The following is a 26,104-nucleotide window of genomic DNA, read 5'->3' as shown; positions in this document are numbered from 1 at the left end:
GGTCGTTCGGAAAAACGTATCGAAATCGGGGTTCGACGTTCGCCGAACACGCCGGGAAACTGATAATGCCTATCGGTCCCAAATACCATCCATGCCATCGACGGTGGTTCACGTCGCGCTCGCGGGGTTGGTCGGGACGGCGCTGCTCGCCGAACAGTTCGACGGGAAGGCGGTGGCGGTGGTGATGGCGGCCGTGGCGCTGGTGGACTTCGACGTGTTCGTCGGCTTCTGGATAGACGGTGCCCATCGGGCGGCGTTCCACACCCTCCTCCTGCCCCTGTTCGGCGGGGTCGTGCTGTGGTGGGACGTGAAACGGCGGGACCGGTCGCTCGTGCGCTCGCGGTGGGGCGCGCGCGGCGTCAGAGTCGCGTGGGTCAGCATCGTCGCCGTCACCTTCGCGGGCATCGGTCTCGACGCCTTCTTCAACGGCGTGAACCTGTTTTACCCGGTCCACGACCGGTTCTACGACCTCTCGGGGAAGGTGTTCTACTCGACCGAAGAAGGGTTCGTCCAGACGCTCGTGAGCCTCGACTTCGAGGCACTGACCGACGCCCTCCTGCCGGCCGACGGCGCGAACCCCGGGCCGGAGGCGAGCGGCGGAGCGGAGTCGGGCGACGGAGCGACCGGCGGCGACTCCGACCCCGCGCCGACGACCGAGAACACCCACTACAGCACCGGCGTGGACCCCCAGAAGGGCGCGGAGGACGGGAGCGTCGAGCGACTCTTCCCCATCGCGTACACCGGCGAGCGCGCCTTGCTCGCGCTGACTGGCTACTCGGTGGTCGGTCTCCGGGTCTGGATGGAACGCCGCGACTGAGACGGTCGGAGTCGAACCGGAGGAAGTCGAACCGGGAGGTTCCCGAACTCACGGCCGGTTCCACGTCGACCTCCGAGGCTCGCTCCACGACCGAACACGCAACCGCTAACATCCCGGTCCGCCAAGCGCCGGGTATGAGCGACGACATCCGACTTCGACCCTACGACCCCGACCGCGACCCCCGCGACCTGTGGGACCTCAAACGAGGCTTCGAGTTGGGTCTCGGGTCGGGAACGGGCGGCGACGACAAGCAGGCGACCTACGAGGGGAAACTCACCGACGAGTACGGCGAGCGATACCTCGACTGGGTGTTCTGGTGTACGAAGCACGACCCGCGGTGTCTGACCGTGGCCGAGGTCCGGCCCGACGACGTGGACTCGAACGTCGCAGAGAGCAACGAAGACATTCCGGAGGGAAATACAAGTAGTGCTGAAAGCAACGGAAATAAGTCCGAGGAGCAGGACGGCCCGGCGCTCGCGGGCTACGTCTTCGTCCTACCCCAGCAGTTGGCGATGATCTGGGACGCCGCGGTCCTGAACGAAATCTACGTCCGACCGGAGTACCGCGGGGCCGGCGTCGCGGACGACCTGATGGACGCCGCAGTCGCGTTCGCCCACGACCAGGACCTGCCGCTCGACCGACTCATCCTCGACGTGGACCGCGAGAACGACCGCGCCCGGTCCTTCTACGAACGTCACGGCTTCGAACACTGGGGCGAGATGGTCGCCCGGAAGTTGGAGTAACGAAGCCAGCGAAACGCGGCTACGTCGCTTCTATCGAGTTCCCGCACTCGCGGCACATGTTCGGTTGCCACGAGACTGTTTTCACGATTCGCTGTTCCTGCCCACAGAAGTCATACCAATCTTCCATCGAAAATTAGTTGGCTCCCGAACCTTTTGAGGCGTGCGAACGTTTTGCACTGTTTCCACCTCCAAGCCGTCCCTCCAGAGCGGTAATCGCCTCCTCGCCGTTCGTAAGCCACTCCGTATATCCAATCGCACGCCGCCTTCGACTCCTAACGTCCTGTTAGAACTGCCCCACCGACTACAAAACGCTAATACCGTCCTAAACGGCGGACTAGAACCTCGAAACGCCAGTATCATTCGTCGGTGACGTGGCGCAATCAATCCGTCTCGGCCAGCGCCGGTTACTCCAGTAGCCCGGCGACGGCCCCGCCGAATGCCCCGAAAACTGCCGGATAGACCACGCCAGCGAGCAGAATCGCGGTCACGGGGTCGGCCGAGATAGCCGCCTCGGTGTCGCCGATGGCGTGGGACGTCAGGAACGCGGCCCCGGCCGAGAGTGGGAGATAGCCGAGTGCGACGGACGCACCTGCCGCGACTCGCTCGGCGAGTCCGGAGCGGCCGTAAGCCGCAACTACTCCCGCGACGACCAACAGCAGCGCCGGGAGCGCGAGTAGGAGGGTCGAACCCTCTTCGCCGGTTACGACGTTCGTCGTGCGAGTTCCGCCCGCGATGGTCGGGAACCGCGTGGCGACGAAGTGAGCGTTCAGGAACAGCCACGTCACGCCCTTCCAGGCCGGAATCGCCTCGCCGCCGAGCAGTCGAGAGACGAAACCGACGCCTTCCAACGCCTCCACGACGGTTTCGGACTTCCAGACGTAGGCGACCAGATAGCCGAGCAACCACGCGCCGACGCCCGCGATAGCGCCGCGGGCGAGCGTAGCGCGGCGGACGAGTCCGCCGCTCGCCAGCGTCGTTTCTTCTGCCGTGGTCATGTCCGGAGCGACCCACTGCCGATTAGAGTATCTTGTGGCCCGACGACTGCGCGGCGACACCTCGGCCGACGCCGCGCCCGACGGAGAGCGTATTCGCGGGATTCAAGGGAGCAGAATGGGAATGTCCACCAAATGATTCTACGTGACGTCCGAGTGTTGGACGGGACCGGCGAACGCTTCGAGGACGCTTCGCTCCGCTTCGACCCCGGCTCCGGACGGGTCGAGGCCGTCGGCGACGCCGACTCCAGAGACGACGAACCGATTTACGACCTCTCGGGGAAGACCGTCGTACCGGGACTGGTGGACGCTCACGTCCACTTCTCGCTGTCCGGCGAGGCCAGCGTCGCCGACGTCGTGACGACGAGCGACGCCGAACTGATGCTGACCGAGGCGAAGAACGCGCGCAAGACCCTCGAATCCGGGGTCACTGGCGTCCGGGCGATGGGCGCGCGCGACCTCGACGTGGTGCTGGCCGAACACGTCGAGCGCGGCGACGTGCCCGGCCCGCGGATGGCCGCCAACTGTCGCTCCATCACCATCACGGGCGGGCACGGCCACCACCTCGGTCGGGAAGTAGACGGGCCGACCGAGTGCCGGAAGGCGGTCCGCGAGCAGGTCAAGCGAGGCGCGCAGTTCATCAAGTTCATGGCGACCGGCGGGGTGACGACGCCCGGGACCGACCCCAACTCGCCCGCGTTCACCGACGAGGAGATGGACGCCCTGGTGGACGAGGCCCACCGCCGCGGCGTCCACGTCGCGGCCCACGCACACGGCGCAGAGGGCGTGCAGGCCGCGGTCGAGGCGGGCGTGGACACCGTCGAACACGGCACCTTCCTCGACGAGGCGACCATCGACCTGCTCGTGGCCGAGGACGTGGTGCTGGTGCCGACGCTCTCGGCACCCTACCACATCGTCCGGAACGCCGACCACGCGACCGACGAGGCGCTCGAGAAGACCAACGACGTCTACGAGCGTCACCTCGACTCGTTCGCGGCCGCGGTCGAAGCGGGCGTCGAAATCGTCGGCGGCACCGACGCCGGGACGCCCTTCAACTACCACGGCGCGAACGCGACCGAACTCTCGTTCATGGTCGAGTACGGCATGGACCCTCACGACGCGCTCGTCGCCATGACCGGCCGGGCGGCCGAGGTGATCGGATTGGACGAGACGGGAGTCCTCGAACCCGGAGCCTTCGCCGACTTCCTCGTGGTCGAAGGCGACCCGCTCGAAGACCTCGGGACGCTCCGCGACCCGGAGACGGTCGTCAAGGGCGGCGAAGTCGTCGCGGGAGAAGCGTTCGGCGTCGGCGGCGTCGGCGAACTCAGTGAGTGAAGACGAGAATCCGACCTTCTTCTCGGACGACGCAGAACCGGCCGTCGGGCGGGTTGAAGCCGTTGTACCGCTTCTCGGAGACCAGGAGGTCCGAAAACGACTCCTCGCAGGCCGGGCAGTCGAGACCCTTCCGATTCTCCCAGAGTTGGGTCTCGCCGGTGTCTCTGTGGAGTTTCAGTGCGTGTCGATGGTCGTGAACGTCGAATCGCTCGTCGGTCATGTGAGGTCGGTTCTCGTCAGTCCCCCTTCGTCGCTTCGTACTCGGCCCGCGTGACGGTGTAGCGATGGGCGTCGGCCGGGCCGCCGGGACCGACCCAGTAGTTCCGGAGGCGGCCCTCGTGTCTGCCGCCCAGTCGCTCGACGAACTTCTCGGTCGCGCGCCGGGAGTTCTCGTTGCCGTGGCGGTGGACGATTTCGACTACCTGGAGGTCGAGGCTGTCGAACGCGACTCCGGCGAGTTCGCCGAACGCCTCGGCGTAGTATCCCCGGCCCCAGAAGGGTTCGCGGAGCCAGATACCGAGTTCGGCCGTCCGGCGGTCCCAGTCGGGACAGAGACCGACCGCGCCAGCGATGCGGTCGTCCGACTCGGGTCGAACGACGAACTCGGCGTTCTCGCCCGCTTCGCGCCGTTTGGCGAGGCCTTCGAGAAAATCCTTCGTCTCCTTGGGGGTGTGGTGTGGCTCCCACGGCAGGTACTCGGTGATGGCTTCGACGTCGTCGCCGGAGTTCCCGGAGGCGATGTCGTAGTACTCCAACACGTCCACGTTCTCGGGCGTGAGCGCGGTCAGTTCCAATCGGTCGGTCTCGATTCGCTCCGGGAACATGTCAGGAGCATCGTAGGCTCACCCTAAAAACGTTGCCTGCGCGTGTGAACCGGTCGCGGGGAGCGTCCAGTACCCGCGTTCGTCTCTTTCCGACCGGTCAGGTCGTCCGGGTCGAGACCGGGGAATCCGAGCGCTACTTCCGGACGAGTCGCTCGTCGAAGACGAGTAGTTCTCCGCAACCACTAAACGCCGTTCACCCCTACTGACGCACAATGACCGACTGGACCGAGAAGTATCGGCCCTCCTCCCTCTCCGAGATTCGCGGGAACAACAAGGCCCGCGACCAGTTGCGGGAGTGGGCCCAGACGTGGGACGACCACCGAGACGCCGTCGTCGTCCACGGCAGTCCTGGCGTCGGAAAGACCTCCGCGGCCCACGCGCTGGCCAACGACATGGGGTGGCCGACCATCGAACTGAACGCGAGCGACACTCGGACCGCGGACGTCGTGGAGAAACTCGCCGGAGGAGCCTCCCAGAATCAGGCGCTGACCGGGAACGCCGACGGGCGGCAACTCGTTATCATGGACGAGGCCGACAACCTCCACGGCAACGTCGACAGGGGCGGGTCGAAGGCCATCACCGACGTCGTCAAGGACGCCGGACAGCCGATGGTTCTCATCGCCAACGAGTTCTACGACATGTCGAAGACCCTGCGGAACAACTGCGAGACCATCGAGTTCCGCGACGTGGCCGCCCGGTCCATCGTGCCAGCCCTCCGTCACATCTGCAAGCAGGAGGGCGTCGAGTACGAGAAAGCGGCGCTCCGGGCCATCGCCGACAAGAACGACGGCGATCTCCGGTCGGCGGTCAACGACCTGCAAGCCATCGCCGAGACCAGCGAGCGACTCACCGAGGACGACGTGACCGTCACGGGCGAGCGCGACCGGACCAGCGGCATCTTCGACTTCCTCGACGCACTCTTCAAGGAGGAAGACGCCCAGGGCGCGCTCCAGGAGTCCTACGACGTAGACGAGACGCCCGACGACCTGCTGAACTGGGTCGAGGACAACGTGCCCAAGGACTACGAGGGCGCGGAACTCGCGACTGCCTACGACTTCCTCTCGAACGCCGACAAGTGGCTGGGTCGGGTTCGGGCCACGCAGGACTACTCGATGTGGCGCTACGCCACCGACAACATCGCGGCCGGAGTCGCGGCGTCTCGGCAGGGCGACAAGGGCGGGTGGACCCGGTACGGCCCGCCGAGTTACTGGCGAAAGCTCGGGAGTTCGAAGGGCAACCGGAAGAAGCGCGACTACGTGGCTCGGAAAATCGCCGAGACCGACGGCGTGAGCATGTCCACCGCCCGCCGGGAGATACTCCCGTTCCTCGCGGCGATGACCCACCACTGCAAGAACCGCGAGATGACGATAGCGATGGCCGCGAAGTACGACCTCGAAGCCGAACACGTCTCGTTCGTCACTGGGTCGGGGAAAGACACCAACAAGGTTCAGAACGTCGTGGAGGAGGCCGAGAACCTCCGCGAGGAGGCGGCCGTGGAACACTCCGGGGGCGCGTTCGAGGGGAGTTTCGGGTCCCAGCGCGACGACGACGGCGGAGAGACCGCCGAAGATGACTCGGAGGCCGAAGCGGACGGGGACCGGGACTCGGAGGCCGAGGCCAGCGGGGACGACACCGACGACAGTCAGGCCGGACTGGCCGACTTCGGGTGAGGACCGGACCGACCGATTTCGAGCGAGGGCTGGGCCGACTTCGAAGGAAGGCCGGGGAAACAGATTCCGGACGAGGGCTGAATCGGCCGACTCCGGACGAAGGGGGCCGACCGACTCGCCGGACCGCAACGCCCAGACCCGCCTACCGCGGCGGCCACACCAGTATCTCGCCGTCTCCTCGGACGGTCACGTCGTGGCCCTCGTACTGGAACGTGATACTCGTCTCCGTCTCGCGGTCGCGCATTGACGCGACGAACTCGTGGAGCGCGTCGGGGTCCATGTACTCGTAGAGGGGTGCGAGTTCGGTCACCGAGACTCCGGTCGCCCGGGAAATCGCGCAGGTTATCGCCGAATCCAGGGTCTCGGTGCCCGACCAGTCTGCCTGCACGCGCAGGGGTGTCTCGCTCTCGTACTCCACCGCGTCGACCGTGTGCGTTTCCGTCTTCGACATGCTATCTCGCCACCTCTCACGAGGGCGGACAGGTGCTTCAAGCCCCCAAACTCTGAAAGCCGATTGCTGGGCCTGAGGACGGGTTGGGACCGAATTAATCCGAGTTAAACGTCGCAAGTCGGTCGTAACCCGAGTAACGATGCCCTACGCCGAAGAAACGAGCCGTGGAACGGTCGCCTACGCGGTAAGACGACCCAAAACGACGCAACCCCTTTTTCCTTGCGCGTCGGACGTACGGACGAATGGGGCCGCGACAGTTCGTAGCGATGCTCGCCGCGGTCTTCTGTCTCGTGGCCGCGGTCGGCACAGCCGCCGGTGTAGCGACGAGCGCCACTGGCGCGGCGCAAGCGGAGTCCGACCTCACCGAGCGGGCGACCGACCGCGCGACGGCCCAGGCCCAGATGCAACAGGTCACGCCCGACACTGTCGTTCTCGACGTTCGAGTCCACGGGAACGGGACCGCGGAGTGGCAAGTCGTCTACCGAACCCGCCTCGACGACTCCGAGACGACCGCGGCGTTCCGGGGGTACAAGTCCGACATCGAGAACAACTCGACCCGGTACAGCCAGCAGTTCGTCGGCCGGATGAACAGCACGCTTCGGAGCGCCGAGCAGTCGACGGGCCGGGAGATGGCGGGGAGGAACTACTCCGTTCGGGCCGAAATCCGGGAGTTCCCCCAGCGATACGGCGTGGTGGTCTACTCGTTCGAGTGGCACGGGTTCGCCGCCGTCTCGGACGGGGAGATCCGAATCGGCGACTCGCTGTCGGGACTGATTCTCAACGAGAAGACCAGACTGCTGGTCAAGTGGCCCGACGAGTACGAGGCGACGACGATACAGCCGAAACCCGAAACCGGTTACGAGGAGCGCGACCAGGCGGTCGTCTGGAACGGCCCCATCGAGTTCGCGGGCAACGAACCCCGAATCGTCCTCGACGCGCCCGGGGCGGGTGGGCCGGACGTTCCGTGGAACGCCGTCGCCGCCGCGGCGGGCGCGCTCGCGGTTCTCGCCGCCATCGTCGGCATCGTCGCGTGGCTCTACCGCAACCGCGACGAGCGCGACGACCGGCCGACCGACGAACCGCCCGAGGGTCTGCTGAGCAACGAGGAGCGCGTCCTCCGACTGCTCGAACGCCGCGGCGGTCGTGTCAAGCAGAAAGCCGTGGTGGACGAACTCGGGTGGACCGAGGCCAAGACGAGTCAGGTCGTCGGGAGCCTCCGCGAGCAGGGCAAGATAGAGAGCTTCAGGCTCGGTAGGGAGAACGTACTCGCGCTTCCGAAGGAGCAACAAGAGCCCTGAAACCCCCTTAATTCGGCTGAATCCGGGTTCAGTAACGGCGGCTTATTGCCCGTGGAGCGCGTGGAAACGAGTAGATGAAACCCACCTTCGTCCTGCTACTCGTCGCGGTGGCCCTCCTCGGCGCGACGGGAGTGGTCGCGGCCGACGGCGGTCAGAGCGGCCCGACGTGGCCGGGCGACGACACCACGACGGCCAACGAGAGCAACACGACGACCGTCTCGCCGGGCCAACGACTCGCGGGCGCGGTCGGCGCACAGGGCGCGTCGTTGGAGGGCGACCTCTGGAACCGGACGCTTTCGGAACGACTGGCGGCGGCGACCACCACGGCCGAGCGCGCCGAGGTGGTCGCCGACGAGACGGAGACGCTCGAAGCGTACCTCGACGGTCTCGCCGCGGTCCGGACGAATCTCACCGACGCGTGGGCCGACGGCGAACTGTCGGAGGGCGAGTATCGCGCGTCGGTGTCGGAGTTCGTGATTCGGGCGCGAACCGTCGAACGCCGGGCCAACCAGACCGCGCGAGCGGCCACGGACCTGTCGCCGAGGGTGCGCGAGCGCAACGGGGTCAACGTGACCCACGTCCGAAACCTGAGCGAGCAGGCCCACGACCTCTACCAGTTCGAGACCGAAATCGGACGGGAAGTCGCCAACGAGACGCTGACCAGCGAGGCGCTGGCTAACGAGAGCACACTGTCGAACGCGAGCCGAAACCCGAAGTCGAACGAGGCGCACTGAGGAACGTATTCGTTTCCTTCAGAAACGAAATTAGGTGCTTTGAAAACGTTTAGCGGGCCGAAAGAAACGTAACGTGATGCGAGAACGCGACGCTCTCACCGCCACGTCAGGAGCGTCTGGAGTGTCGCGCGGAGTCTCGACAGTTCGGACGACGCCACCGCTTGCTCGCCGTACGGTCCGTCGAGCGCGTTTCGAACGTCACGGACGAACGGGCCGGGGTCGTCCGGGTCGAGGTAGTCGAATCGCCGGTCGCGGAGGACCGACGTGACGACGTCGAACGCGGTTCTGGCGAACGACGGGCGCTCGACCAGCGGGTAGTCCTCGAACAGGATGCTGTGGAGGTGGAGAAGTTCGCCCCGCAAGAGGTGTCCGGCCCTCCCGACGTCGTAGTCCGGCGGACGTTCTATCGGGTCTCCGGTAGCTTGCCGCCAGTAGAGCGAGGGAAAATCGACGCCCGCTTGCACGGTGAACGGGAGCGACGACCAGAACCGGGGGTTGACCTCCATGAGTTCGAACGCGCCGGTCTCGGGGTCGCGCAGGAACTCGACCATCGCCACTCCGTGCCAGTCGAGTTCGTCGAGCAGTCGCCGGCCCGACGTTTTCAGTTCGGGAATATCCACCGATTCGCGGTAGGCGCTCGGCCCGCCGCAGTACTTCCAGCCGCGTCGTTGGCGGTGCTGGAAGGTCGCCACCGCCTCGCCGTGGTCGTACAGCGCGAAGAACCCGTACTCGTCCGCCGAGGGGACGTACTCCTGAACGAGAGGGACGTGGCCTATCTCGCCGACCAGTTCGTCCCGGTCGGGCGTCTCGTCCGAGGCGACGTATCGGGTCGAACTCCACTGCGTGTGGCTCTCGTCGAACCGGTCGGAGTACTCGGTCGCGTGGACCGTGTACCGTGGCTTGACGATGACCTCGCGGTCCCAGTCGTCCCAGTCGTCGAGTCGCTTCGTCGTGGGAGCGGCCACGCCGGCGGCGCTCGCAGCGTCGAAGAGTTCGACGCGGTCCTGGGCCGTTCGGAGGGCGTCGAGCGACGGCCACGGCGTTCCGACGTGGTCGGCGAACGCCTCCCTATTCCGGGAGAGGACGTACACGTCCGATTCACGAAACGGGAGGACGGTCTCCACGTCGTCGCGTCGAGCGAGCGCGAGTAGCGTCTCCTCGTAGGCCGGGAGGTCCTGGGTCGGGTCCGGAACGGTGACGACCTCGTCACAGTACTTCGAACGATACCCCGGTGGCGTCTCGAATTCCGAAATCGCAATCGTGTGAACGCCTCGCTGACCGAGCGAACGGAGGGCGGCGGTGCTACTCGCCGTATCGATGGCGGGGACGACCACCTTCGGTTCTGATCTGGTTCGACGACTGCCCATACATCGGCCACCAACTTTATATCATTTAGTTATACAGAAACTGTCTAACGACGGAAGGTTAGCCCGCGATACGGGTTCTTCGCAAACCCCGTCTTATACGGGATAGGCACCGCTTGCGAACGGAAAAGAATCGACGCGCGCTCGGTCGCGGACGGCCTCGAAGCGTTTCGGAGAACGAATTCGAGCGAGAAGACCACCTAAATCCGACTTCGACGTCGCCGGGAGTCGCTACTCGACTCGCGTCAGGAACTGCTCGGCGCGGTCCGTCGACGGGTTCTCGAAGAACTCCTCGGGCGGTCCGGTCTCGACGACGTTACCGTCGGCCATCAACACGATTCGGTCACCGACTTCGCGGGCGAAGCCCATCTCGTGAGTGACGACCAGCATCGTCATCCCCTCATCGGCGAGCGTCCGCATCACCGACAGCACCTCGCCGACGAGTTCGGGGTCCAGCGCCGAGGTCACTTCGTCGAACAGCATCACGCTCGGGTCCATCGCCAGCGCCCGGGCGATGGCGACCCGTTGCTGTTGGCCGCCCGAGAGTTGGTTCGGGTAGGAGTCGGCCTGGTCGGCGAGTCCGACCTCCGAGAGCAGGTCGAGTCCGCGGTCCTCGGCCTCGGAACTCGACAGTCCCCGCACTTTCGTCGGCGCGAGCGTGAGGTTCTCGAGCGCGGTCTTGTGGGGGAAGAGGTTGAAGCTCTGGAACACCATCCCGATGCGCTGGCGTAGGCGGTTCACGTCCACGTCGGGGTCGGTGATGGGCGTCCCCTGGATTCGAATCTCGCCGTCCTGAATCTCTTCGAGTCGGTTGACACACCGCAGGAGCGTCGATTTCCCGCTCCCGCTCGGTCCGATGATGACCACGACCTCCTGCTCCTCGATGGAGAGGTCGATGTCTTTCAGGACGTGGGTCTCGCCGAAGAACTTGTCCACGCCGTCGAACTCCACGGCCGGAACGTCACGCATCGGTCTCACCCCATTCGGATCGGCGTTCGAAGTAGCGGACGACTTTCCCGAGCGGGAGCGTGATGGCGAGGTACGCCACGGCCACGAGCATGATTGGCGTCCAGGCGTCGAACGTGTTACTGTTGACGTTCCGGAACACGCTCATGATTTCGGGCACGGCGAGGACGGTCAACAGCGAGGTGTCCTTCACGAGGATGACCTGGTCGTTGCCGAGCGCCGCGAGCGCGTTTCGGGCGGCCTGGGGCAAGATGACCTCGCGCATCGAGTCGATGTACGACATGCCGAGCGACCGGGCGGCCTCCATCTGACCGTCGGGGACAGACGTAATCCCGCCTTTGATGGCCTCGCCGGAGTACGCCGCGTGGTTGAGCGTCAAGCCGATGATGGCCGCCGCGAAACTCCAGTTTTCGATCGGGAACGGTTGCGGCGAACTCCGCCAGAACGCCGGAATACCCAGGTAGATGATGAAAAGCTGGAAGAGAAGCGGTGTTCCGCGGAAGAACTCGACGTAGCTCGTCGCTATCGAGCGAGTGAACGACGTTCGGGAGACTCGTCCGAGACCGACCAACGTGCCAGCGATGAGCGAGAGCACGCTCGATATCAGGAAAATCTGGAGTACGAGCACGTAGGCGTCCACGAACCGCGGGAACACCGCCCTCATCAGTTCGTAGTCCACGAAGTCGGTCAGTATTCGGTACAACAGGTAGAGAACCGCCAAAGTGAACAGTCCAGCGACTGCGATGCCGAACCACTTGACCCGCTGGTCGGTCAGCAGCCCGTCGTCGGTCTGGGGTTCTTCGACGGTCGTTTCGTCTGAGTATGTTCCCGCCATTATCGATGTGTATCACGGAGTCGTCAACGACCAAAAATCCTGCCTCGGTCGTCAGTTGCTGGACGATTCGAAGTACTTGCCGTAGATTTCGTCGTACCGACCGCTGTCCTTGATAGCGGCCAGCGCCTCGTTGACCCGTTTCCGGAACTCGTCGTCGTCCTTCCGGAACGCGATGCCGTACTCCTCGACCGTGAGCGTGAGATACGGCGGGGCGTTCTTGCCCTGGTCGGCGGCCTCGCCGTCGCCTTCCAGGAAGACCACGCTATCCTGTTCCTTGACGTACTTGGCGTTGACCGTGTTGTCGTTGATGACCGCGACGGCCTGATTGTTCAGCAGTGCGTTGAACGCACCGGTAATCTGGTCGTAGCTGTCGATGGTGAGGTTGCCGTCGAACTGCTCTTTGAGTTGCTCGGCCGCGCCTTCGCCGGTCGTGCCCTTCTGGACTGCGACCGTCTTGCCTTTGATGTCCTCGAGTTTGCTGATCTCGCCGTTATCCAGGATGGCGACCGTCTGATACGCCGTGAAGTAGGGGTCCGAGAAGTCCACCTTCTCCGCGCGCTCGGGTTTGATAGTCATCGCCGACATGATGGTCCGGAAGTTGCCGTTGTTGAGACTCGGGATGATGGTGTCGAAGCCGGTCTTCTTGAACTCGTAGTCGAGACCCATCTCCTCTTTGAACACCGCCTCCGCGATGTCCACGTCGAATCCGGTCAGGTCGCCGTTCTCCTTGCGGTACTCGAACGGCGGATACGGGATGTCCGAACCGATGACGACCGGTTCCTCGACGCTGAGTTCCTCCGAGGAAGTCTCGGACGCCGTGGTTCCGCTCGACGTGGTTTCGCTCGCTTCGGTGGTCTCGTCGTCTTGCTCGTCGCCGGAACCACCCATACAGCCAGCCAGGGTCAGTCCCGTAGTGATACCTGCACTTCCTTTCACGAACGTGCGCCTTTTCATAGGTGTAATAAGGGCACGTTTGCCGTAGGCGGCTTTACTCTTTTTGATTCGCACGTATTTGAGCAAGCGTTCTAACCATTCAACTAGCTGCCACCGTTCTCTCGGCACGAATCGTCCCGAGACGCGCAAAAATTGCGAAAGTTTTAGAAGTCGACCGAGTTCGCCGCTTCGGTCGTGGTGGCGTTGCCCGTCGCGGTTCCGTTCCCGGTCGTCGTCTCGCCGCCCGACCGTTGGGCGCGTTCGAGGATGCTCGCTGGCGGTTGCCCGCTGAAGTACTCCCCGTATATCTCTTCGTACCGACCGCTCCGGATGACCGCATCGAGCGCCTCGTTGACCTGCTGACGGAACTCGTCGTCGTCCTTCCGGAACGCGATGCCGTATCGCTCGACCGTGAGTGTGAGATACGGCGGGGCACTCTCGAACTCGTCTGCGGCCACGCCCTCACCCTCCAGCAGGACGACGTTGTCGTTGTCCTGGGAGTACTGGACGTTGACCGTGTTGTCGTTGATGACCGCGACGGCCTGATTGTTCAGCAGTGCGTTGAACGCACCGGTAATCAGGTCGTAGCTGTCGATGGTGAGGTTGCCGTCGAACTGCTCTTTGAGTTGCTCGGCCGCGGCCTCGCCGGTCGTGCCCTTCTGGACCGCGACCGTCTGACCTTCGAGGTCGGAGACCTGACTGATGTCGCTGTTCTCCAGGATAGCGACGGTCTGGTACGCCAGGAAATACGGATTCGAGAAGTCGACCCTCTCGGCGCGCTCGTCGTTGATGGTCATCGCCGACATGATGATTCGGAAGTTACCGTTGTTGAGACTCGGGATGATGGTATCGAACCCGGTCTGCACGAACTCGTACTCCCGGCCCAACTCCTCGAAGATGGCTCCGGCCAAGTCCACGTCGAACCCGACCAACGTTCCGTCCTGTTCGCGGTACTCGAACGGCTTGTACGGGATGTCCGACCCGATACGAACCACTTCTTCGTCCTGCGCTGCGGAGACGCCCCCCAGCGCGAGACCGCCGACGATTCCTGCACTCCCCTTGACAAACGACCGCCTGTCGATGTCCATGTGTTTTCCCCCAACGTCACGTCTACGCGATAGCATATAATCGTTGGCTCGAAGCGCCCATATTTGGGGGATAGAGCGGCTAAAATCAGGGTCAGTCGTCGCTCGGATAGCCGGTCGTCGCGTCGGCCCCGCGAGCGTCGGGCGCGCGTTCGGCCTCGTAGGACCACAGCGTCGTCGCCACGAGCGACCCGAAGATGACGAGCGCGGCGGCGTGGTGGGCGACCTGCACGGCGGGCGTGTAGACGAACACCGTCGCGCCGCCGAGGACTATCTGGAGCGGCGTGACCGCCAGCGCGAGGGTCGCCGCACCGCGAATCCGCCTTTCGGTGTGGTACTTCCACGACCCGGCGGCGGTCCCGAGGATGAAGAAGCCGGTTATCATCGCTATCAGGCGGTGGAACCACTCCACGAAACTCGGGAACGTCTGCGGAATCAGGCCGCCGTCGCAGAAGGGCCACTGGGCCGAGCAGGACAGGCCCGCACCCATCGCGGCGGTGTAGACCCCGAGCAGGATGAGCGCGAAGGTGAGGGCGGTAGTCGTGGCCGCGAGGTGACGGAATCGGACCATCAGCGCGCACCTCCCGACGCGAGTCGGAGCGTGTGGTTTTGCACGGTTGGAACTCCCTTAACGGTGCTTTCGGCCGGTCGTACTTAGGTCTGTTCGACTGCTTCTCTGCGAGAGCGACGGAACGGCGGCGACCCGACTCGTGACGAAAACTGCGGCGAAGCGAGCGACTGCCGACGCCAACGAAGACCGCAGGGCACCGCAACCCCGCCCCTGAACCTCAACGCCGGCGCCCGCGCATCCCCTGACCTGGTGAGTCCCACGAAACGAACGATCGGTCGGACGAAGAATCACCGAATCCGTCTCCTTCAAGGATATCGGCCACGACCCACCAGACATGACCAAGCAGGAGCGCCTCGACGCCTACCTCGCGGCGAACGACCTCGAAGCCGTCTGGTTCGCGCGACCCAACTCCTTCGCGTGGCTGACCGGCGGGAACAACGTCGTGGACCGCGAGGGCGACGTGGGCGTGGCGGCGGTGGGCTACGACGGGGACGGTCTCGAAGTCGTGACGAACAACATCGAGGCCGACCGCCTTCGGGACGAGGAGTTGCGTGAGGAGGTGACAGTCACCGAGTTCGACTGGCACGACCAGTCGCTGGCCGAGGCGGTCGGCGACCACAGTCCCGACGCCGCCGCGGCGGACTTCGAGGTGCCCGGGATGGAATCGCTGGACGCCTCGCCACTCCGCCAACCGCTGACCGAAGAAGACGTCGAGACGTACCGGGAACTGGGTCGGGAGACCGCCGAGGCGGTCGAGGCGGTCTGCCGGGAACTCCAACCCGGTGACGCGGAGTCGGAGGTCGCGTCCGCGCTCCGGGTCGCGCTCTCGGCGCGAGGTATCGAGGTTCCCGTGGCGCTCGTCGGCGGGGCCGACCGCGCCCGGAAGTATCGCCACTACACGCCGACCGACGCGCCACTCGGCGAGTACGCGCTGGTCTCGGTCACGGCCGAGCGCGACGGACTCCACGCCAGCACGACCCGAACCGTCGCGTTCGAGTCCGAGATGGACGACGCGGACCTGAACGAACTCGGCGAACGTCACCACACCGCCCGCACCGTGGAGACGACCGCGCTCGGCGCGACCCGGACTATCGCGGACCTCTCTGGCGACCCGACCAGCGTCTTTCAGGCGATCCAGGCCGCCTACGAACATCTCGGCTACGCCGACGAGTGGAAGCGCCACCATCAGGGCGGTGCGGCCGGGTTCGCGGGCCGGGAGTGGATAGCCACACCCGAGATGGACGACGCGGCCGAGGTCACGACTCCGATGGCCTACGCGTGGAATCCGACCGTGCAGGGCGCGAAGAGCGAGGACACCGTGCTCGTCACCGAGGACGGGTTCGAGGTACTGACCGACACCGGTCGGTGGCCGACGACCGCCGTGGACGCCTACGACTACGACGCCGTGCTGGAGCGACCCGACGTGCTGGTGCAGGAAGACGACGAGGCCTGAGAGCCGAGGTAGTTTCGTCGTTTGTCGAAGCTAAATTCGACGCGTTCGAGTAGCTTTTTACCCTCGGGGACGGTTGCCCCGACCATGGGACTAGACGAGGATTCACTCGATTATCACCGCGAAGAACCGCCGGGGAAGATCGAGATTTCGACGACCAAGCCGACGAACACCCAGCGAGACCTGAGTCTGGCGTACTCGCCGGGCGTGGCCGCGCCCTGCCGCGCGATCGACGAGAACCCCGACGACGCCTACAAGTACACCGCGAAGGGAAACCTCGTCGGCGTCGTGTCGAACGGGAGCGCAGTGCTGGGACTGGGTAACATCGGCGCGCAGGCGTCCAAGCCCGTGATGGAGGGCAAGGGCGTCTTGTTCAAGCGATTCGCCGACATCGACGTGTTCGACATCGAACTCGACCAGGAGGACGCCGAGGACGTGATCCGGACGACGAAGGCGATGGAACCCACCTTCGGCGGCATCAATCTCGAAGACATCAAAGCGCCCGAATGCTTCGAGATAGAGGAGACCCTCCGCGAGGAGATCGACATTCCTGTCTTCCACGACGACCAGCACGGCACGGCCATCATCTCCGGGGCCGCCCTGCTGAACGCCACCGAAATCAACGGCAAGGACCTCGAAGACCTGAAAATCGTCTTCTCCGGCGCGGGCGCGTCGGCGATCGCCTCCGCCCGGTTCTACGTCTCGCTCGGCGCGAAGAAGGAGAACATCCTGATGTGCGACTCCTCGGGCATCATCACCCAGAACCGCGCCGAACACGGTGGCGTCAACGAGTACAAGTCGGAGTTCGCCCGCGACGTGCCCGAAGGCGACCTCGCCGACGCCATGGAAGGAGCGGACGTGTTCGTCGGTCTCTCGGTCGGTGGCATCGTCTCCCAGGAGATGGTCCGGTCGATGGCCGACGACCCCGTCATCTTCGCCATGGCGAACCCCGACCCCGAAATCGGCTACGAGGATGCCAAGGAGGCCCGCGACGACACGGTCATCATGGCGACCGGGCGCTCGGACTACCCCAACATGGTGAACAACGTCCTCGGGTTCCCGTTCATATTCCGCGGTGCGCTCGACGTGCGGGCGACCGAAATCAACGAGGCGATGAAAATCGCGGCCGCCGAGGCGCTCGCCGATCTCGCCAAGCAGGACGTGCCCGACGCCGTGGTCAAGGCCTACGGCGACCAACCGCTCCAGTTCGGTCCGGAGTACATCATCCCCAAACCGCTCGACCCCCGCGTCCTCTTCCAGGTCGCGCCCGCCGTCGCCGACGCAGCGATGGAGTCGGGAGTCGCCCGGAGCGAACTCGACACCGACGAGTACGTCGAGACGCTGGAAGCCCGCCTCGGCAAGTCCCGCGAGATGATGCGGGTGGTCCTCAACAAGGCCAAGTCCGACCCCAAGCGCGTGGCGCTGGCCGAAGGCGACGACGAGAAGATGATTCGGGCGGCCTACCAGATGCAGGAGGAGGGCATCGCCAACCCGGTCCTCATCGGCGAAACCGACGCGATTCGGGCCACCGCCCAATCCCTCGGACTCGACTTCGACCCCGAAATCGCCGACCCCACGAACGGCGACTACGAGGAGTACGGCGAACGACTCTACCAGCTCCGCCGCCGGAAAGGCATCACCGAGAGCGAGGCCGCCGACCTCGTGAACAAGGACAGCAACTACTTCGGGAGCGTGATGGTAGAGCAGGGCGACGCCGACGCGATGCTGACCGGTCTCACCCACCACTACCCATCTGCGCTCCGACCGCCGCTACAGGTCATCGGCACGGCCGACGACGCCGACTACGCCGCGGGCGTCTACATGCTGACGTTCAAGAACCGCGTCATCTTCTGTGCCGACGCCACGGTCAATCAGGACCCCGACGAGGACGTGCTGGCCGAAATCACCCGCCACACCGCCGACCTCGCCCGCCGGTTCAACGTCGACCCGCGTGCGGCGATGCTGTCGTACTCGAACTTCGGGAGCGTGGACAACGAGGGCACGCGCAAGCCCCGCAAGGCCGCCAAGGCGCTCCGCGCGGACCCCAACGTGGACTTCCCGGTCGACGGCGAGATGCAGGCCGACACCGCGGTCGTGGAGGACATCCTCGAAGGCACCTACGAGTTCTCGGAACTCGACGACCCCGCGAACGTCCTCATCTTCCCGAACCTCGAAGCGGGCAACATCGGCTACAAACTCCTCCAGCGGTTGGGCGGCGCGGACGCCATCGGCCCGATGCTGGTCGGCATGGACAAGCCGGTCCACGTCATCCAGCGCGGTGACGAGGTCAAGGACATCGTGAATCTGGCGGGCGTCGCGGTGGTCGACGCTCAGCAGAACGAGTAAGCTAGCTCTTCTCCGCCTTTCCTCCCTCACAGGTTCGCCGCGACGACCACCGCCTGCAACGCGAACAGGCCGACCAGTAGGAGGTGGACGGCGACGTCGTAGACGGACTCGAAATCGGCCAACTCCTCGCGGATATCGAGGACCGATTCGACCGCTCGGAGGACCGCATACGTGCCGGTCGCCGCGGTGGGAACTGCGAAGGCGGCCACCTGCCGCGGGGCGTGCGTGAGTCGAACGTCCCCGTCGAGTCCGACGTGCCAACCAACGACCATCTCGGCGGGGAGGTCGCCGTAAGAGGCGATTCCGACCGCCATGGTGAGCGCGAGGAGCGCGAGCGCGGTCACGTCGGGCGAGCGAATCTCGGGCGCGGTGAACGAAGTCGTCATCTTGGTTTCGGCTACGACACCGCCACTATTAGCCGGGGACCCGGAGCTTCACGCGCTGAAGCTGTCGATACGCTTTTATATCGGTTCCGTAATTAAACTGGCAACAGTGAGTGAGGACTGTGACGTCGAGGACATCGCCGCGCTCCTCGAAGACGAGACCGTCCGCACGATCCTCACAGAAACGAGTATCGAACCCATGTCAGCCAACGCACTGAGCGAACGATGCGGCGCATCGGAGCCGACGATCTACCGGCGACTGGAGGACCTGCGCGCGTGCGACCTCCTCGAAGAACGGACCAAACTCGATCCGACGGCGGGCCACCACCACAAGGTGTACTCCCCGCGACTGGAGCGCGTGACCGTCGAACTGGTCGAGGGGTCGCTCACGGTCGAGGTGAAACGTCACGAAGACATCGCCGACAGGTTCACCGACCTCGTGGAGGGGATGTGACGTGTTCCCCGCGATACCGACTCCGCTCCAGATTACGCCGCCCGACGTGCCGAACTGGGTGCGACTGCTGTCGCAGGGAATGAACCTCGTCGCCGCGCTCGTCGGTCTCCTCATCGCGTATCAGGCCTACCGGGGCTACCGACGAAACGACAGCAGACCGATGCTGTTCATCGCGATCGGGTTCGCGCTCACCGTCGGTCTCCCGTTCGTGCTACTGGGTCCGATGCTTCTGCTCGGCGACGACCCCGCCGCGGCGACGGTGTTCGTGGTCGTCTCGAACAGCAGTACGCTGGTGGGACTCGGCTGTATCCTCTACGCGCTCAGGATGCCCACCTGACTCGAAGCGGGACGGACGAGGTCGAGACGGTCGCGGAGGCTTTCGCGGACGGACGGCAATTCGGATACAATTGCCGGAAATATATACATTTTCTAAAGAAATGAAATTAGTTCTCTAAACGAAGAGATTATTTCCCACCGATGGCGCGCAGGTGGCCGTCCGACGCGCCGACGAAGACCCGACCGTCCGCCACTGCGGGCGAGGAATCTACGTACGGCCCGTCCTCGCGGTCGCCCTCGAAGGAGATACGCCACAGGCTCTCGCCGTCGGTCGTCACCGCAGAGATGCCGTCGTCGTTGCCCACGTAGACCGCGCCGCCAGCGACCGCCGGGGACGAGCGCGCGTCGGTCCGAAACTCCGCGGTCCACTGCCGGTCGCCGGACGCGGCGTCGACGGCGTAGAGCTGGCCGCGGTTCTGACCCGAGCAGTTCGACTCGCCGTCTTCGGTACCGGTGCCGCCGACGCCAGCGCAGACGCGCATCGAGGACGCCGCGACGTACACCGTGCCGTCGGCGACCGCGGGCGAGGTCCGGAGGTTCGCGTCCTCGATTCCGGCGGTCCAACTCGTCTCGCCGGTCGCGGCGTCGAGCGCCCAGAGGCGGGCGGGGTCGCCGCCCTCGCCGCCGTCGAACGGCGCGCCGTAGTAGACGGTGCCGTCCACGACCGCGGGCGACGAGTCGGGGTGGGTCGAGATCTCGCGGGACCACGCGACCGACCCCGAGTCGGCGTCGAGCGCGTAGACGGCCGACTCACCGCCGAAGTAGACCCGGCCGTCGGCGACCGCTATCGAGGAATCGACGTTGTCCTTCTCGCCGAAGTCGTCGTAGCGCCACCGCTCGTCGCCGGTCGCGTCGTCGAGTGCGAGGACCGCGCAGGACTCGTACTGCTCCTCGTCCTCGGAACCGCTCACGACCAGCGGGCCGTCGCCGTTCGTCCCGACGTACACCGTGCCGTCGGCCACGGCGGGCGACGACGACCCGAATCGGTGGCCGACGTCGTTCTCCCACAGTTTCTCGCCGGTCTCGGCGTCCACCGCGTAGAACTTCTTGCCCCACGTCCCGACGTAGAGGACGCCATCCGCGACTGCCGGGGCGGACGCGGCGTAGCCGTCGGGGTCGAATCGCCACTCCGACTCGCCGGTCGTGGCGTCGATTGCGTGGACGTACCCGGGGTCGCCGCTCCCCGGTACGAAGACGGTACCGTCGGCGACCACGGGCGAGGCGTTCATCGTCGGCGTCCCTCCGTCGAACCGCCACGACACTTCTGCGTCCGACGCGGGTCCACTGGCCGACGGCGCGTGGCCCGAATTGCGAGCGTCGTACCCGAACTGGGTCCACGACGCCGACCCCACCGCGTTCGCTTCGGCGGTTTCGTCGGCCGTCTCGCCGGCCGAGTCGCTGGCGGTCGTCTCGGTCTCGTTTGCCGTGTCGTCGCTCGTCGGACTCTCGCTACTCGGGCCGGAGAGACACCCCGCGATTCCGACCGCTCCGGCGAGGAGGCCCGAAGCAGCGAGGACCTGACGTCGGGTCGAACTGCGCGAACTGGAGGGACTGGTCATATACCCGACGTGTGTCGCGCGCCGTACTAGTACCCACTGGTGGGTCAAACGGGCGTTGTACCCATGGAACTGCGCTCGGCCCCACAGACAACCAGAACGCGCTCGGCGCGACAACCGACGGGGTGGGACTGAAAGGGGCCGGTCACGCGGACGAGCGAGTGTGACCTCGGAAGTCGCACGCCCGCGCAGGCCGGAGGCCGAGCAGGAACGTCTTCCGGTGACCGCTCGACCGTGCCCGGACGACGTAAGCACCGCAGGCAGGGCGCTCTGCACCCTGCCGAGGAGCGCAGCGAGTCCCGGCCGTCGAGCGGGCGGGGGCTTTCTACCCGTTCTTCACGACAACTGCCGCGGAAACGAGAAGACCAACCGTTCCGGTCGTCCACGATTCGTATCGACCGAGTGAAGGAGGCAGTAGCTTCAACTTCTGCGCCCGAGAGAAACACGCATGAACCACACGACCGAGCGCGTCACGCTCGCGCGACTCCCCTCGGGCGTCGAAATCGAGACGACGGTCCACACCTACGACGGCGCGGAGGACGGCCCGACCGTCTACGTGCAGGCCGCACAGCACGGCCGCGAGATAAACGGGACCGAGACGCTGCGGCGGGTCCACGACCACCTCACGGTCGGGGACGCCGACCTCGCGGGCCGGGTCGTCGCCGTGCCGGTCGCCGACCCTCTCACGTTCGACCGGGTGTCGTACACGACGCCCGAGCAGTTGGACAGCGTGAACCCCAACATGAACCGGGTCTGGCCGGGTGACGCCGACGGGACGCTCCACGAGCGCATGGCCGCCACGCTCTGGGAGTACGTCGAGGAGGCCGACGCCGTTCTCGACCTCCACACAGGGAGCGCCGACATGCTGACCCACGTCGTGTTCATGGAGGGCCACGAGGAGTCCCGGGCGCTCGCGGAGGCGTTCGGCACGGACCTCCTGCTCTCCGAGGAAGCGGGCGACGACGCCGACACCGAGTGGGCCGAGCGCGACTTCGGCGGGAAACTCCGGGTCGCGGCGACCCGCGAGGGTATCCCGACCATCACGCCCGAGTTGGCGCACAACAAGCAACTCGTGGAGGACGCGATCGAGGCGGGCGTGTCGGGCACGCTCGACGCCTTCCGGCACCTCGGTTTGCTCGCGGGCGAACCGACCGACGTCGACCCGACGCTGGCGCGCAACCACCTCGGCCGGGTCACGGCCGACGAGTCGGGCCTGTTTCACGCCGACCCCGACCGCGAAGTCGGCGAACGCGTCGAACCCGGCGAGCGGATCGGGACGCTCTACGACCCGACGACCTACGAGGTGCTACAGGAAGTCGAGACCGACCGCGGGGGTATCCTCTACTCGCTGACCCGAGAAGCGACCGTGACCGGCGGTGAGAAACTGTTGAGTGTCGCGCTCGTGCGTGAATCGTAGTTCTATCGACTCGCCGTGACGTACAGCAACGGCGCGACGACCAGCAGGGCGATACCGAGGAACTTGTAGTGGAGCGGCGCGAGACTCGCCGGAGTCAGGACGAACAGCAGTCCGAACGTGATGGCGTTCAGCGACAACACCTTCCGGGAGCCGAGCGGGATTGCCCCCAGCACCGACAGGACGAATAACAGCAGTAGCGCCTGCCCGACGTTGTAGTTGAGCAGGAAGTCGTCGATGAGGGGCATTGGCACGAACTCTATCATCGTTGTTCGAAAGTCGCCGCGAAATACCCTTTAAAGTTCCGCTATGCCGCGGTCGTCCGCGCGCCGACTCAGCCGCCCGCCCCTTGGAGGTCGAGCGGCCGTACCCAGATGTACCAGATGACCAGCACGGCGGTGAGGTAGCCACTGACCCAGACTGCAGTCCCGAGCGCCTCGTACCCGTTGGTACTCAGCGCGTACTTGAGCAGTCCCGGTACCATGACTCCGAGCGCGAGCGCCAGCCCGAACCGGACCTTCTCGCCGCGGCCCATCAGCGACCACCGTCGTTCCGTAGGGACATGCTCCCGAATAGGGACTCGACCAAGGTCAAACGCTCGGTTCCGGTCGGCCGACGGGCGAATCCTGAGAGACCTGTCAACCGATTTTATTTACTAACTCTATCAGTAACAATATGGGACGAATGCCTTGATTTATATAGTGCGAACGGAGGTCCTTTTGCATGCATCGACGCGCGTTCCTGTCAGCACTTACGACTGCGGCGGGGTGCTCGGCCGCAGGCATCGAACTCACCGACCGAACTCGGGCGGCGTCCGGCCAGATACCCGAACTCGAAGCGTACTCCACGTCGAGTCTGGTGAACTACGACTACGAACCGCTCACCGACGACTCCTCGGTCGCCGTCTGGGCCGAGGACACGGCGACCAACGGCGACGCCGACAGCAGTTCCGACGCGGTTTCGTACGGCGAGAACGCGCCGATTCCGGTCGTAGCGACCGACTGGCACGTCGTCGGATTCGGGTCGATGCTGGTCACGGATTCGGACGCCAACTGGCAGACCGGCAACGAGGAGTTCGTCCTCAACGTCTGGGACGACGCACTCGGCGGGTCCGGCACGGTCCTCTGGGACGAGGGCCACAGCCAGTACTACGCCCTCTCGGAGTTCTCGAAGTTCGAGAGCTACGCCGAGAACAACGGCTACACCGTGAACGCGACCACCTCGCTCGCGTCCGACCTCTCGGGTGCCGACGCCGCGGTCGTCACCTCGCCCAGCGACTCGTTCACGTCGAGCGAACTCTCGGCCATCGGCGACTTCGTGTCGAACGGCGGGTGGCTGTTCCTCCACGACCAGTCGGACTACGGAGACTACGACGAGACGGCCAATCTCAACGACCTCGCGGGCTACCTCGAACTCGCGTTCCGGTTCAACGACGACCAGGTGACCGACGAGTACCAGAACGGGGGCGAACCCTATCAGCCGGTCACGACCCAGTTCAACACCGCGTTCCCCTACTTCGGCGACCGCGAGGGTCTCGGTCTCGACCCGAACGAGACGTACTCGGTGCGGGTCACGGAGGTTCTCGACGGCGACACGGTGACGGTCGAGTTCGACGACGGCACGACCGAGAACGTCCGCGTCCTCGGGACCGACACGCCCGAGAAGTCGGCCAACAGCCAGTACGAGCGCGTCCAGGAGTGGGAGGGCATCGAGTCCAACACCTACCTCGAAGCCGAGGCCGACGACGCCACACAGTTCGGCAAGGACGAACTCGGCGGCAAGACCGTGAACCTCGTGTTCGACGACGACGAGCCAGTTCGTGACGCCTTCGGCCGCGTGCTGGGCTATCTCTACTACGACGCGGACGGCGACGGCGCTCGGGACGCAAACTACAACCATCGACTCGTCGAGGAGGGCCACGCTCGCGTGTACGACTCGTCGTTCGCCAAGCACACGGCGTTCAGAAGTTCCGAGGAGACCGCGAGAGCAAACGGGACGCAGGTCTGGGCCGAAAGCGACCCCGACAACTCCTCGGAGATACGAGATAACCCGGTCGACGACCTCTTCTTCCCGGAGACCGCGAGCGTCCGGACGACGACCGGCGGCGTTCCGGACTCGCAGGTCCCGGTCTACGCCGAGTCCACCGCGACCCAGTCTCTCGACGGCGGCTACAGCTACAGCGGCGACGTCCCGCTCGTGGCCGTGGACGAGGCGGCCAACGTCGGCGTGGTCGGCGCTCCCTTCATCGACGAGAGCTACGAGTCGAACGAGGGCTACAGCACCGACACGTCGAGTTACGGTAACTTCCCCTTCCTGACGAACCTCGTGGACTACCTCGCCGACACCTCCGGCGACGTGCTCATCGACGGCGGCCACGGCCAGTTCGGCGCAGACTACGGTCTCTCCGCCGAGGACACGGCCTACTACATGCGCTACCTCGAAGGACAGGACGTCGGCCTCGAAGGCGTCAACGAGTTCACCAGCGCGACCCTCGACGGCGCGCGAGCGGTCGTCGTCACGACGCCGCCCGAGGCGTTCACCACGAGCGAAATCGACGCGCTCGACACCTTCGCCGCCAACGGCGGGGCAGTGATTCTGACAGGTAGCGGCAAGACCACGGCCGACGCGCGAGCTAACATCAACGACCTCGCCAGCGGACTGGGCACCGACCTCCGGGTCAACGCCGACTGGGTGGTCGACGACACAAACAACGTCGGCAGTAGCCAGGAGGTCCCCGAGACGACCGTCTTCGACGGTTCCTTCCCGCTGTTCGACGCCTACACACCCGGCACGGCCTCTGACTACTCGGTCTCAATCCCGACCATCAGCCCGGACGGCGAGACGCTGAACGACGAGTACGTGGACTTCGAGAACACCGGGTCGAGCAGTCTCGACGTGACCGGCTGGCGGGTCGAGGACGAAGCGGGCTACACCTACCAGTTCCCGGACGGCTTCTCGCTCGGCGCGGGCGAGACGGTGCGACTCCACTCGGGCGACGGTACCGACTCCAGTACCGACCTCTACTGGGGCGGCTCCTACGTCTGGAACAACGACGGCGACACCTGTTACCTCTACGACGACAACTCGAATCTCGCCGCCGAGAAGAGCTACCCGAACAACGACGGTTCCGAGAGCAAAATCGTCGTCGAGGCACTCAGTGAGGATGGCTCGACCCTCAACGACGAGTACGTGGACTTCGAGAACACTGGGTCGAGCGGCGAGGACCTGACCGGGTGGACCGTCGAGGACGAGGCCGGCAACAGCTACCAGTTCCCCGATGGCTTCTCGCTCGGTGCGGGCGACGCGGTACGTCTCCACTCGGGCGACGGCACCGACTCCAGCACCGACCTCTACTGGGGCGACTCCTATATCTGGAACAACGACGGCGACACCTGCTACCTCTACGACGACACCGGAAGCCTACACACGGAGTACAGTTACTGAAACCCCGACTCTACCGCTTCAGTCTTCGTTTTCGGGCCGTCCGCGAACTGTAAATCGCTCGTACGGAATCCTCCCCACTGCTCCGAACACCCTCCACGACCCG

The 26,104-nt window shown here is 65.3% G+C and carries 26 protein-coding genes; 12 read left to right on the top strand and 14 right to left on the bottom strand.

Going from position 1 to position 26,104, the window contains the following annotated elements; all coding sequences use genetic code 11:
* Positions 1 to 91: 91 nt before the first annotated feature.
* Together E2484_RS10365 and E2484_RS10360 are read left to right on the top strand one after the other, a co-directional pair.
* On the top strand, positions 92 to 817 hold the full coding sequence (locus E2484_RS10365) for a metal-dependent hydrolase (protein WP_137285115.1): 726 nt from the start codon (positions 92 to 94) through the stop codon (positions 815 to 817).
* Positions 818 to 951: 134 nt separating this feature from the next.
* Positions 952 to 1,560 carry a GNAT family N-acetyltransferase gene (locus tag E2484_RS10360; protein ID WP_137285114.1) on the top strand — a complete coding sequence of 203 codons (609 nt, stop codon included), beginning with the start codon at positions 952 to 954 and terminating at the stop codon, positions 1,558 to 1,560.
* Positions 1,561 to 1,964: 404 nt separating this feature from the next.
* Here E2484_RS10360 and E2484_RS10355 read toward each other — a convergent pair whose 3' ends face one another.
* Positions 1,965 to 2,555 carry a transporter gene (locus tag E2484_RS10355; protein WP_137285113.1) on the bottom strand — a complete coding sequence of 197 codons (591 nt, stop codon included), beginning with the start codon at positions 2,553 to 2,555 and terminating at the stop codon, positions 1,965 to 1,967.
* A gap of 132 nt (positions 2,556 to 2,687) precedes the next feature.
* Here E2484_RS10355 and E2484_RS10350 point away from each other — a divergent pair, with 132 nt between their 5' ends.
* The gene (locus E2484_RS10350) at positions 2,688 to 3,887 is read left to right on the top strand and encodes a metal-dependent hydrolase family protein (RefSeq protein WP_137285112.1); all 1,200 of its coding nucleotides are present in this window, start codon (positions 2,688 to 2,690) and stop codon (positions 3,885 to 3,887) included.
* On the opposite strand, the gene E2484_RS10345 is transcribed toward E2484_RS10350, so the two are convergent.
* Both E2484_RS10345 and E2484_RS10340 read right to left on the bottom strand, forming a co-directional pair.
* Positions 3,877 to 4,107 carry a DUF7385 family protein gene (locus tag E2484_RS10345; protein ID WP_137285111.1) on the bottom strand — a complete coding sequence of 77 codons (231 nt, stop codon included), beginning with the start codon at positions 4,105 to 4,107 and terminating at the stop codon, positions 3,877 to 3,879. The genes E2484_RS10350 and E2484_RS10345 overlap by 11 nt on opposite strands.
* Positions 4,108 to 4,123: 16 nt before the next feature.
* Positions 4,124 to 4,711, bottom strand: a complete 588-nt coding sequence (locus E2484_RS10340) for a GNAT family N-acetyltransferase (protein ID WP_137285110.1) — start codon at positions 4,709 to 4,711, stop codon at positions 4,124 to 4,126.
* Between the two features lie 212 nt (positions 4,712 to 4,923).
* Here E2484_RS10340 and E2484_RS10335 point away from each other — a divergent pair, with 212 nt between their 5' ends.
* A complete protein-coding gene (locus E2484_RS10335; protein WP_137285109.1) occupies positions 4,924 to 6,381 on the top strand; it encodes a replication factor C large subunit in 1,458 nt (485 codons plus the stop codon).
* A 142-nt stretch (positions 6,382 to 6,523) separates the two neighbouring features.
* Here the strand turns inward: E2484_RS10335 and E2484_RS10330 are convergent, their stop codons facing one another.
* Positions 6,524 to 6,832: a HalOD1 output domain-containing protein gene (locus E2484_RS10330; RefSeq protein WP_170977286.1), complete on the bottom strand. Its 309-nt coding sequence runs from the start codon at positions 6,830 to 6,832 to the stop codon at positions 6,524 to 6,526.
* Positions 6,833 to 7,074: 242 nt separating this feature from the next.
* Here E2484_RS10330 and E2484_RS10325 point away from each other — a divergent pair, with 242 nt between their 5' ends.
* Both E2484_RS10325 and E2484_RS10320 read left to right on the top strand, forming a co-directional pair.
* A complete protein-coding gene (locus E2484_RS10325) occupies positions 7,075 to 8,130 on the top strand; it encodes a helix-turn-helix transcriptional regulator (protein ID WP_137285108.1) in 1,056 nt (351 codons plus the stop codon).
* A gap of 74 nt (positions 8,131 to 8,204) precedes the next feature.
* Positions 8,205 to 8,864 carry a hypothetical protein gene (locus E2484_RS10320; protein ID WP_137285107.1) on the top strand — a complete coding sequence of 220 codons (660 nt, stop codon included), beginning with the start codon at positions 8,205 to 8,207 and terminating at the stop codon, positions 8,862 to 8,864.
* Positions 8,865 to 8,959: 95 nt separating this feature from the next.
* Here the strand turns inward: E2484_RS10320 and E2484_RS10315 are convergent, their stop codons facing one another.
* From E2484_RS10315 to E2484_RS10290, 6 genes are all read right to left on the bottom strand, one after another.
* Positions 8,960 to 10,231, bottom strand: coding sequence for a carboxylate--amine ligase (locus E2484_RS10315; RefSeq protein WP_137285106.1), 1,272 nt, complete (start codon positions 10,229 to 10,231; stop codon positions 8,960 to 8,962).
* Positions 10,232 to 10,459: 228 nt separating this feature from the next.
* Positions 10,460 to 11,197, bottom strand: coding sequence for an amino acid ABC transporter ATP-binding protein (locus tag E2484_RS10310; protein ID WP_137285105.1), 738 nt, complete (start codon positions 11,195 to 11,197; stop codon positions 10,460 to 10,462).
* Positions 11,190 to 12,029: an amino acid ABC transporter permease gene (locus E2484_RS10305; protein WP_137285104.1), complete on the bottom strand. Its 840-nt coding sequence runs from the start codon at positions 12,027 to 12,029 to the stop codon at positions 11,190 to 11,192. The genes E2484_RS10310 and E2484_RS10305 overlap by 8 nt, the downstream gene beginning before the upstream one ends.
* Positions 12,030 to 12,080: 51 nt before the next feature.
* Positions 12,081 to 12,983 carry a transporter substrate-binding domain-containing protein gene (locus E2484_RS10300; protein WP_137285103.1) on the bottom strand — a complete coding sequence of 301 codons (903 nt, stop codon included), beginning with the start codon at positions 12,981 to 12,983 and terminating at the stop codon, positions 12,081 to 12,083.
* 143 nt (positions 12,984 to 13,126) lie between these two features.
* The gene (locus E2484_RS10295; protein ID WP_394347904.1) at positions 13,127 to 14,044 is read right to left on the bottom strand and encodes a transporter substrate-binding domain-containing protein; all 918 of its coding nucleotides are present in this window, start codon (positions 14,042 to 14,044) and stop codon (positions 13,127 to 13,129) included.
* 97 nt (positions 14,045 to 14,141) lie between these two features.
* Complete coding sequence (locus E2484_RS10290) at positions 14,142 to 14,618, bottom strand: COX15/CtaA family protein (RefSeq protein ID WP_137285101.1); 477 nt, start codon at positions 14,616 to 14,618, stop codon at positions 14,142 to 14,144.
* Positions 14,619 to 14,952: 334 nt separating this feature from the next.
* On the opposite strand from E2484_RS10290, the gene E2484_RS10285 reads away from it, so the two are divergent.
* Positions 14,953 to 16,071, top strand: a complete 1,119-nt coding sequence (locus E2484_RS10285) for a M24 family metallopeptidase (RefSeq protein ID WP_137285100.1) — start codon at positions 14,953 to 14,955, stop codon at positions 16,069 to 16,071.
* A gap of 84 nt (positions 16,072 to 16,155) precedes the next feature.
* On the top strand, positions 16,156 to 18,414 hold the full coding sequence (locus E2484_RS10280; protein WP_137285099.1) for an NADP-dependent malic enzyme: 2,259 nt from the start codon (positions 16,156 to 16,158) through the stop codon (positions 18,412 to 18,414).
* A 26-nt stretch (positions 18,415 to 18,440) separates the two neighbouring features.
* On the opposite strand, the gene E2484_RS10275 is transcribed toward E2484_RS10280, so the two are convergent.
* Positions 18,441 to 18,800 (bottom strand): hypothetical protein, encoded by a 360-nt coding sequence (locus tag E2484_RS10275; protein WP_137285098.1) that lies wholly within the window; start codon positions 18,798 to 18,800, stop codon positions 18,441 to 18,443.
* A 106-nt stretch (positions 18,801 to 18,906) separates the two neighbouring features.
* Between E2484_RS10275 and E2484_RS10270 the strand changes: the two genes are divergently transcribed.
* Both E2484_RS10270 and E2484_RS10265 read left to right on the top strand, forming a co-directional pair.
* Entirely contained in the window at positions 18,907 to 19,251 is a 345-nt protein-coding gene (locus E2484_RS10270) for a helix-turn-helix domain-containing protein (RefSeq protein ID WP_137285097.1), read from the top strand.
* 1 nt (position 19,252) lies between these two features.
* Positions 19,253 to 19,588, top strand: a complete 336-nt coding sequence (locus E2484_RS10265; protein WP_137285096.1) for a DUF7521 family protein — start codon at positions 19,253 to 19,255, stop codon at positions 19,586 to 19,588.
* 127 nt (positions 19,589 to 19,715) lie between these two features.
* Here the strand turns inward: E2484_RS10265 and E2484_RS10260 are convergent, their stop codons facing one another.
* Positions 19,716 to 21,146, bottom strand: a complete 1,431-nt coding sequence (locus E2484_RS10260) for an outer membrane protein assembly factor BamB family protein (protein ID WP_137285095.1) — start codon at positions 21,144 to 21,146, stop codon at positions 19,716 to 19,718.
* A gap of 445 nt (positions 21,147 to 21,591) precedes the next feature.
* On the opposite strand from E2484_RS10260, the gene E2484_RS10255 reads away from it, so the two are divergent.
* Positions 21,592 to 22,560 (top strand): succinylglutamate desuccinylase/aspartoacylase family protein, encoded by a 969-nt coding sequence (locus E2484_RS10255; protein WP_137285094.1) that lies wholly within the window; start codon positions 21,592 to 21,594, stop codon positions 22,558 to 22,560.
* 2 nt (positions 22,561 to 22,562) lie between these two features.
* On the opposite strand, the gene E2484_RS10250 is transcribed toward E2484_RS10255, so the two are convergent.
* Together E2484_RS10250 and E2484_RS10245 are read right to left on the bottom strand one after the other, a co-directional pair.
* A complete protein-coding gene (locus E2484_RS10250) occupies positions 22,563 to 22,823 on the bottom strand; it encodes a hypothetical protein (protein WP_137285093.1) in 261 nt (86 codons plus the stop codon).
* Positions 22,824 to 22,891: 68 nt separating this feature from the next.
* The gene (locus tag E2484_RS10245; protein WP_137285092.1) at positions 22,892 to 23,092 is read right to left on the bottom strand and encodes a hypothetical protein; all 201 of its coding nucleotides are present in this window, start codon (positions 23,090 to 23,092) and stop codon (positions 22,892 to 22,894) included.
* A 188-nt stretch (positions 23,093 to 23,280) separates the two neighbouring features.
* On the opposite strand from E2484_RS10245, the gene E2484_RS10240 reads away from it, so the two are divergent.
* Positions 23,281 to 26,001 (top strand): DUF4350 domain-containing protein, encoded by a 2,721-nt coding sequence (locus E2484_RS10240; protein WP_321112304.1) that lies wholly within the window; start codon positions 23,281 to 23,283, stop codon positions 25,999 to 26,001.
* The last annotated feature ends 103 nt before the right edge of the window (positions 26,002 to 26,104 follow it).

Origin of the sequence: Halorussus salinisoli, from assembly GCA_005239435.1 — an archaeon.
In the GTDB taxonomy this organism is placed as follows: domain Archaea; phylum Halobacteriota; class Halobacteria; order Halobacteriales; family Haladaptataceae; genus Halorussus; species Halorussus salinisoli.
The sequence above is the reverse complement of the archived record's forward strand: the minus strand, read 5'-3'. Positions and strand labels throughout refer to the sequence as shown.

What these genes read in the sequence shown, in the direction of transcription:
- E2484_RS10315 (WP_137285106.1), bottom strand. Translation starts at nt 10,231, where the DNA reads ATGGGCAGTCGTCGAACCAGATCAGAACCGAAGGTGGTCGTCCCCGCC.
- E2484_RS10250 (WP_137285093.1), bottom strand. Translation starts at nt 22,823, where the DNA reads ATGATAGAGTTCGTGCCAATGCCCCTCATCGACGACTTCCTGCTCAAC.
- E2484_RS10280 (WP_137285099.1), top strand. Translation starts at nt 16,156, where the DNA reads ATGGGACTAGACGAGGATTCACTCGATTATCACCGCGAAGAACCGCCG.
- E2484_RS10305 (WP_137285104.1), bottom strand. Translation starts at nt 12,029, where the DNA reads ATGGCGGGAACATACTCAGACGAAACGACCGTCGAAGAACCCCAGACC.
- E2484_RS10285 (WP_137285100.1), top strand. Translation starts at nt 14,953, where the DNA reads ATGACCAAGCAGGAGCGCCTCGACGCCTACCTCGCGGCGAACGACCTC.
- E2484_RS10240 (WP_321112304.1), top strand. Translation starts at nt 23,281, where the DNA reads ATGCATCGACGCGCGTTCCTGTCAGCACTTACGACTGCGGCGGGGTGC.
- E2484_RS10255 (WP_137285094.1), top strand. Translation starts at nt 21,592, where the DNA reads ATGAACCACACGACCGAGCGCGTCACGCTCGCGCGACTCCCCTCGGGC.
- E2484_RS10320 (WP_137285107.1), top strand. Translation starts at nt 8,205, where the DNA reads ATGAAACCCACCTTCGTCCTGCTACTCGTCGCGGTGGCCCTCCTCGGC.
- E2484_RS10335 (WP_137285109.1), top strand. Translation starts at nt 4,924, where the DNA reads ATGACCGACTGGACCGAGAAGTATCGGCCCTCCTCCCTCTCCGAGATT.
- E2484_RS10330 (WP_170977286.1), bottom strand. Translation starts at nt 6,832, where the DNA reads ATGTCGAAGACGGAAACGCACACGGTCGACGCGGTGGAGTACGAGAGC.
- E2484_RS10310 (WP_137285105.1), bottom strand. Translation starts at nt 11,197, where the DNA reads ATGCGTGACGTTCCGGCCGTGGAGTTCGACGGCGTGGACAAGTTCTTC.
- E2484_RS10300 (WP_137285103.1), bottom strand. Translation starts at nt 12,983, where the DNA reads ATGAAAAGGCGCACGTTCGTGAAAGGAAGTGCAGGTATCACTACGGGA.
- E2484_RS10275 (WP_137285098.1), bottom strand. Translation starts at nt 18,800, where the DNA reads ATGACGACTTCGTTCACCGCGCCCGAGATTCGCTCGCCCGACGTGACC.
- E2484_RS10360 (WP_137285114.1), top strand. Translation starts at nt 952, where the DNA reads ATGAGCGACGACATCCGACTTCGACCCTACGACCCCGACCGCGACCCC.
- E2484_RS10290 (WP_137285101.1), bottom strand. Translation starts at nt 14,618, where the DNA reads ATGGTCCGATTCCGTCACCTCGCGGCCACGACTACCGCCCTCACCTTC.
- E2484_RS10260 (WP_137285095.1), bottom strand. Translation starts at nt 21,146, where the DNA reads ATGACCAGTCCCTCCAGTTCGCGCAGTTCGACCCGACGTCAGGTCCTC.
- E2484_RS10345 (WP_137285111.1), bottom strand. Translation starts at nt 4,107, where the DNA reads ATGACCGACGAGCGATTCGACGTTCACGACCATCGACACGCACTGAAA.
- E2484_RS10365 (WP_137285115.1), top strand. Translation starts at nt 92, where the DNA reads ATGCCATCGACGGTGGTTCACGTCGCGCTCGCGGGGTTGGTCGGGACG.
- E2484_RS10355 (WP_137285113.1), bottom strand. Translation starts at nt 2,555, where the DNA reads ATGACCACGGCAGAAGAAACGACGCTGGCGAGCGGCGGACTCGTCCGC.
- E2484_RS10350 (WP_137285112.1), top strand. Translation starts at nt 2,688, where the DNA reads ATGATTCTACGTGACGTCCGAGTGTTGGACGGGACCGGCGAACGCTTC.
- E2484_RS10325 (WP_137285108.1), top strand. Translation starts at nt 7,075, where the DNA reads ATGGGGCCGCGACAGTTCGTAGCGATGCTCGCCGCGGTCTTCTGTCTC.
- E2484_RS10340 (WP_137285110.1), bottom strand. Translation starts at nt 4,711, where the DNA reads ATGTTCCCGGAGCGAATCGAGACCGACCGATTGGAACTGACCGCGCTC.
- E2484_RS10245 (WP_137285092.1), bottom strand. Translation starts at nt 23,092, where the DNA reads ATGGGCCGCGGCGAGAAGGTCCGGTTCGGGCTGGCGCTCGCGCTCGGA.